Consider the following 6,358-nt stretch of genomic DNA (forward strand, 5'->3'; position numbering starts at 1 on the left):
ACTTGGCCGCGGTCGTTATAGGTGAAGGTGGAGTTGCTGGCGGGGCAGTTGGCGGAGGGTTCGCCTTCGATGGCACTCACTCGTTTAACACTACCTATATCGACATACCGATATAAAGTGTTCTTACCCAGCTAGTTGGTGACTTTTCGAGTGCCATCGCTGTTATAACTCACTTGTGTAAGTCCTATTCCTCCAGCATGCTGACTAGAAATAGTACGGCCTTGATCGTCATAGGCCCAAGAACGTGCTCGAACTCCTCGCTCATCAGTTATAGCGGTAAGCAGTGCATTATTTCGGATGTCTTCATAGTGGTATTGGCGTTGCGCAGTTTGCCCGCCTTGGGTGCGTATAACTTGTATCAAGCGCTGAGTGGAATCATAACTGTATTGGATATTTACACCTGGAGTTGTGAGTGTTAGAGGCTGGTGTTGGGCATCTTCGGTAATGGTAAGGCTTTGGCCAAAGTTGTCAGTCACGGTCATAGAGTTGCCGCTGTAACTTATTTCTTGTTGCTGGCCAGTGCCGGAGATCTGCTTCGTTAGTTGCCCGTTGGCGTTAAATATATATACGTCATTGTCGATCGAGGTATAGATCCAGTTATTTGCTTGTGCGGTGAGCGTGCCTAGGTCGCTGGCATTCCCCGAGACGATGCCTGAGTTGACTGTATATGAAGACTCAAATCCGTCTTTTGCTACTCGAACAATGGTGTTGTTTGAGATATTTAATCGCGTCGAATAGTTGTGGCGCCAAACGCCATCGAGACTGTTGTATTCGAGGCCGAAAACCAACGTTCCACCGATGGGCGCAGTGTAGTCAGTGACGCTCAGAAAGTTGTTGCCGCTGACTAAACTAATTGGTTGGGCGGAGCAAGCTTGCGTCTGCGGAGCACCCAGTTCTGGGCCTTTCGGAGTGAGGCATTCACCCGTTTCGGAGTTATAACTGGCTCCGGGCTGGCAGGATTCGCCGGAGCGATTGTCTGCATATATAAACGTGATCGTAGGAGAGTCATATCCATATATAGAGCGCTCAAATATGCAATCAAACAAAATATCGGTCTTACGCGTTACGCCTTTGTAAACATATTTCCATCCGCCGGTGTATACGCCGTTGTATGCAGTGCTCCAGTCGACATACGCCTTGCAGGCGGCAGCAGGGCTTGCAGCCTCTGTCGCGGATACCGCCCACTTGTAGGTAGCAGCCAGGCTGTTTTGCGTAAGGCTTATTAAAAATGCGAAGAACAAAACCCGCATGGGGTATCGGCTATAAGCCAAGGCGCGACCAGCATTTATCATGTGCAAGTACCTATCCATGGTTTTTCTCTGTCCTAGGTTGCTCTGTTGTCGAGTATTACGGCACTGCTCACAAGCCTCGTTCTGCCAATTTGTGAAGCCGTTTTACAAATCCGTTCGCAGGCGCCACACGCTCTGCCCTGAGGTTCCTAGCCCCGTCATCCCTTCCCCCGCAACCGATACTCCCCCGGCGTAACCCCCGTCCAATTCCTGAATGCGCGAAAGAACACACTCGGTTCCGAGTACCCCAACAGCAACGCAATCTCCGCCGCGGGCAACTGCCCATCATCCAAGTAACGTTCGGCCAACTGCTGGCGCGTGTCGCTCAATAGTTGCTGATAGCTACTGCCTTCATCCGCCAACCTTCGTTGCAAGGTGCGTTCGCTGAGGTTAAGGGTGCGGGCCAGTGCGGCGCGGTCGGGTTCGCCGTGGCTGAGTTGGGCGCCGAGTAGGGTGACGACGCGGGCGACCAGGCCTTCGCTGGGCAGGCGGGCGAGCAGGGCTTCGGCGTGTTGGCGCAGGAGGGTTTGTAGGGGCAGGTTGGCTTGGATCAGTGGGGCGTCGCGCAGGGCGATGGGTAGCACCAGGGTGTAGTCGTTGCTGCCGAACTGGAGCGAGCTGTTGAAGGCGGTGGCGTAGGGCTGCACGTCTTCGGGTTGGGCGTGGGGAATTTCGGCGCGCAGTAGGCGGAAGTGCTGCACCAGCGGCGCCATCATGTGCACCCAGAACACCATCAGGGCCAGCACGCGGGTGCGGGTGGCGGGCAGTTCGGGGTGAACGGGGCGGTAGATCACGCGCAATTCTTCGCCGTGGGTGAGCAGGTGCAGTTCGCCGCCTTCGCCGACCAGGCGTTGGTAGCGCAGGGCGGCGTTTAGCGCGTCGCCCAGGGTGGCGCTGCTTTGCAGTAAATAGCCGAGCACGCTAAGGGGGCCTGGGGCCAGGTTGGCGCCGATGATCAGGCCGGGTTCGCTGGCGCTGAGGCGGTTGTCGAGTTCTTGCCAGAGTTGTTCGTGGGCGCTGAAGGCGACGCGGCCGTCGGGGTCGGCCAGTTGTTGTTCGTGCAGGCCGCAGGTGCTGAGCAGTTCGCTGCGCTCAAGGCCCAGGCGCGCGGCGGCGTGCAGCACGGACTGGGTGAGGCTGGCGCTGACGGAGGCGTGGCGTGGGTCGATGGCGTTTGGCATGGCTTGGGATTCTGCCCAAGCCGTGGGGTAAATGACAGCGCTCAGCGCGAGGCAACTTCGGGCTTGTCGTCGTCCAGGCGGGTGGCTTCGCGCAGCGCGGTTTCGGGGTGGTCGTGGTCGTCGTTGTCGGCCATTGCGCCATGTTCGTGGCTTTCCAGGGCGGCGTAGGCGCTGCTGCAGAACAGCGAGTTGAGGCGCTTCATATCGGCGATCAGTTCCAGGTGCAGCGAGCTGGTTTCGATGCTTTGCACCACGTTGTGATGCAGGCGGTGTACGTGGGCGTGGGCCATGCGCCGTTCCTGGGCGCGGAAGCGGCGTTTTTCCCGCAGCAGTTGGCGGGCGCTGTGGGCGTCGCCGGAGAGAAATACGCTCAGGCCCAGGCGCAGGTTGGCGACCAGTTGTTGGTGCATTTCGGTGAGCTCTTGCAGGCCGTTTTCCGAGAAGGAATGCTGCTGCGCCGTTTTCTGGTTTTGCACTTTGCCGAGCATGCGTTCGAGCAGGTCGGCGGCTTGTTGCAGGTCGACGCTGAGCTCAATGATCTCCGCCCAGCGGCGGCGGTCGTGGTCGCCCAGGGCTTCGCCGGGAACCTGCGCCAGGTACAGTTTTACCGCGCTGTAGAGGGCGTCGACGTCATCGCCCAGGCGCCGCAGTTCTTTCGCCGCCAGCGGTTGCGGGCCGCGCAGCACCACGAGGAAATGGCCGAGCATGGTTTCCACCAAGTCGCCGATGCGCAGGGTTTCCCGTACGGCGTTGTTGAGCGCCAGGCTGGGGGTGTCGAGGGCGGTCATATCGAGGTGGCGGGGTTTGGCCACGCCGTTGTCGAGTTGGCGGTCGGGCAGCAGCCAATTGCAGAAGCGCGCCATGACCCCGACGGTGGGCAGCATCAGCAGGCAACGGGTGGTGTTGTAGGCCAGGTGGAAGCCGATCACCAAGGTTTGCGGGCTCATTTTCAGGGTGCTGAGCCAATGCACCAGTGGGTGAATAAAGGGGCTGATCAGCAGCAGGCCGATGATTTTGTACAGCAGGCTGCCAAGGGCTACGCGGCGGCCGGCTTCGGTCTGCATGCTGCTGCTGATCAAGGCCAGAATGCCGCTGCCGATATTGGCGCCAATCACTAAACCCAGGGCCACCGGCAGGCTGATCAGGCCGGCGCTGGCCATGGTGGCGGTGAGTAGTACAGCGGCCAAGCTGGAGTAGGAAATCAGGGCGAAGAGGGCGCCGACCAGGGCGTCGAGCAGCACATCGCCGGTCAGGGACGAAAACAGCACTTTGATGCCGTGGGCTTCGGTAATCGGCAAGGCGGCATCGACGATTAACTGCAACGCCAGCACGATCAAACCCAGGCCAATGGCGACGCGGCCGAGCTGGCCGGCGCGGCTTTGTTTGCGCGAGAGAAAAAAGATTACGCCGAGGAAGATTAACAGCGGCGACAGCCAGGACAGGTCCAAGGTCAGCACCCGGGCCATCAGGGCGGTGCCGACGTCAGCGCCGAGCATGATGGTCAGCGCGGGCGTCAGGGCCATCAGCCCTTGGCCTACAAACGAGGTCACCAAGAGCGCGGTGGCGTTGCTGCTTTGCACTAAGGCGGTCACGCCAATGCCCGCGGCGAAGGCCAGCGAGCGCGTGCTCATGTTGTGGCTTAGCACTTTGCGCAGTTGCGAGCCGTACACCCGCAGGATGCCGGTCCGTACGATGTGCGTGCCCCAAATCAGCAGGGCAATGGCAGAAAGCAGGTTGAGCAGGGTCAGCATAAAGGCGGCCTCCCTGGCAGCGTAATGTGAACGTTACGTGACAGTAACGTGACAACGGTGTCGTGGGCAATGGACCGTTTAAATGTAGGACTCGTTCTGTTTTTTCTTGCCCACCATGTAGTTAGCTGTAGTTGGCGATTGCCTTCGGCGCCAGTTTCGCGCGCCCATCTTGCGCTTTCGCGGGCGCTGGCGAGTGTTAACCTACGCCCACTTCTGCAAGCGGTTGCGCCCATGCTTACGCTCTACCACGCCCCCGATCTGGAAACCCTTGGCGAGTTGGCCACCACGCTGTTGGCTCAGCCGCAGCGCGAGCCATTTGCCCCGGCGTTGGTGGTGGTGCCCAGCCAAGGTATGGGCCGTTGGTTGACGCTGGAATTGGCGCGCAAGCAGGGCATTGCCATGCAACTGGAGGTTCAGCTGCCGGCCAAGTTTGTCTGGGAAATTTCCCGGCTAGTGCTGGGGGCTCTTATTAACCAGCTGCCAGAACAATCGGCCTTCTCCCCTACTACCCTGACCTGGCGTTTGTACGATTGGCTGTGCGAGCCGAGCAACCTTGAGCAAGCGCCGCGTCTTGCCCACTACCTGGAAGGCGGCGACGAGCGCCGACGCCTGTCGCTGGGCGCGCGTATTGCCGACGTGTTTGACCAATACCTGCTGTACCGCGATGACTGGCTGGCCGCCTGGGAGCGCAACGAGCTGCTGGAGCTAGGCGCCGACGAAGGCTGGCAAGCGCTGCTCTGGCGCGAGCTGACCCGCGACGGCCACCCGCACCGCGCGCGCTTGCTGGAAGATTTGCTTCGTCGCCTGCATGACCACACGCCCATTGCCGGCTTGCCTGAGCGCTTGCTGGTGTTCGGCATCAGCAGCTTGCCGCCGCACCATATGCGCGTGCTGGAAGGCTTGGCGCAGCATGTGGAGGTGGTGGTCTGCGCGCTTAACCCGTGCCGTGAAGCCTGGGGCGATATCCGCGATGTGCGCGAGTTGGCGCGCCAGCCGGTGATTGCCAGCGCCACCGCAGCGGATGATTGGTACCTGGATGTCGGCCATCCGTTGTTGGCCAGTTTGGGTAAGCAGGGCCGCGACTTTTTTGATGCGCTGTTTACCCTGGGCGGCAATGAAGTCGGGCTGTATTCCGAAGACGCCGATCTGCATGACAGCTCGCTGCTGCGCGCCTTGCAAAACGATATCTTGCGCCTGCGCACGCGCAAGCCCGACGAGCGCCTGGCGCTGCGTGAAAACGATCGCTCGCTGGAAGTGCATATCGCCCACTCGCCGCTGCGCGAGGTGGAAATTCTGCATGACCAATTGCTCGCGCGCTTTGCCGCCGACCCGCAACTGACCCCCGATCAAGTAGTGGTGTTAACCCCGGATATCGAGCGGTACGCGCCTTATATCGAGGCGGTGTTTGCCAGCCGCGACAACCAGGGGCGCGGGCCGCGCTCGCCGCGTATCCCCTACAGCCTGGCCGACCGCAGCTTGCGCGCGGAGCTGCCGTTGATTGAAGCCTTCCTCGGTTTGCTGACCTTGGAGCAAAGCCGTTTTGGCGCCGAAGAAATTCTGACCTGGCTGGAGCAGCCGTCGATTGCCCGCCGCGCCGGTATCGAAAACGAAGACCTGCCGCTGCTGCGCGATTGGTTGCGTGAAGCCGGGGTGCGCTGGGGCCGTGATGCCGAGCACCGCGAACAACTGGGCTTGCCGGCGGATGCTGCGTTCACTTGGCGCCAAGGCCTGGACCGTTTGCTGTTGGGCTTTGCTGCACCACCGCAACTGGCCGGCGATGCCGCGCCACTGTTGGGTGAAACCTGGCCGCTGGATGCGCTGGAAGGCGCGCGCGCGCAATTACTTGGGCGGTTAGCCGGTTTTGTGCAACGCCTGGCCTCGTTGGCCGAAGACCTGCAACGGCCACGCTCGTTGGCCGCGTGGGCCGACACCCTGCAAGCGTTGATTGATGGTCTGTTTGACGAACGCGAAGCGGGCGATACCTTGCTGTTGCTCAGTCAGGCCTGCGCTGCGCTGCGTGATCAGGCCGAGGCCGCAGGCATTGAACGGCCGCTGGAGTTAGCGCTGGTGCGTCAGCAATTGAGCACGGCATTAGAGCAGGGCAGCGGCGCCTCGGGTTTTCTCACCGGCGCGGTGA

At 60.6% G+C, this 6,358-nt stretch carries 4 protein-coding genes; 1 reads left to right on the top strand and 3 read right to left on the bottom strand.

All coding sequences use genetic code 11. The features are described from left to right. Nucleotides 1-131 precede the first annotated feature (131 nt). The 3 genes from AAAB16_RS13800 to AAAB16_RS13810 all read right to left on the bottom strand — a co-directional run bounded on the left by AAAB16_RS13800 (nt 132) and on the right by AAAB16_RS13810 (nt 4,221). Complete coding sequence (locus AAAB16_RS13800; protein WP_340663829.1) at nt 132-1,310, bottom strand: DUF6531 domain-containing protein; 1,179 nt, start codon at nt 1,308-1,310, stop codon at nt 132-134. A gap of 137 nt (nt 1,311-1,447) precedes the next feature. Continuing rightward, nucleotides 1,448-2,470 carry an AraC family transcriptional regulator gene (locus AAAB16_RS13805; protein ID WP_340663830.1) on the bottom strand — a complete coding sequence of 341 codons (1,023 nt, stop codon included), beginning with the start codon at nt 2,468-2,470 and terminating at the stop codon, nt 1,448-1,450. A 41-nt stretch (nt 2,471-2,511) separates the two neighbouring features. Continuing rightward, nucleotides 2,512-4,221: a Na/Pi cotransporter family protein gene (locus tag AAAB16_RS13810; RefSeq protein ID WP_340663831.1), complete on the bottom strand. Its 1,710-nt coding sequence runs from the start codon at nt 4,219-4,221 to the stop codon at nt 2,512-2,514. Between the two features lie 231 nt (nt 4,222-4,452). Here AAAB16_RS13810 and recC point away from each other — a divergent pair. Next, nucleotides 4,453-6,358, top strand: a 1,906-nt coding sequence (gene recC / locus AAAB16_RS13815; RefSeq protein WP_340663832.1) for an exodeoxyribonuclease V subunit gamma, incomplete at its 3' end; no start/stop codon positions are given.

Origin of the sequence: Pseudomonas sp., from assembly GCF_037994325.1 — a bacterium.
In the GTDB taxonomy this organism is placed as follows: Bacteria; Pseudomonadota; Gammaproteobacteria; order Pseudomonadales; family Pseudomonadaceae; genus Aquipseudomonas.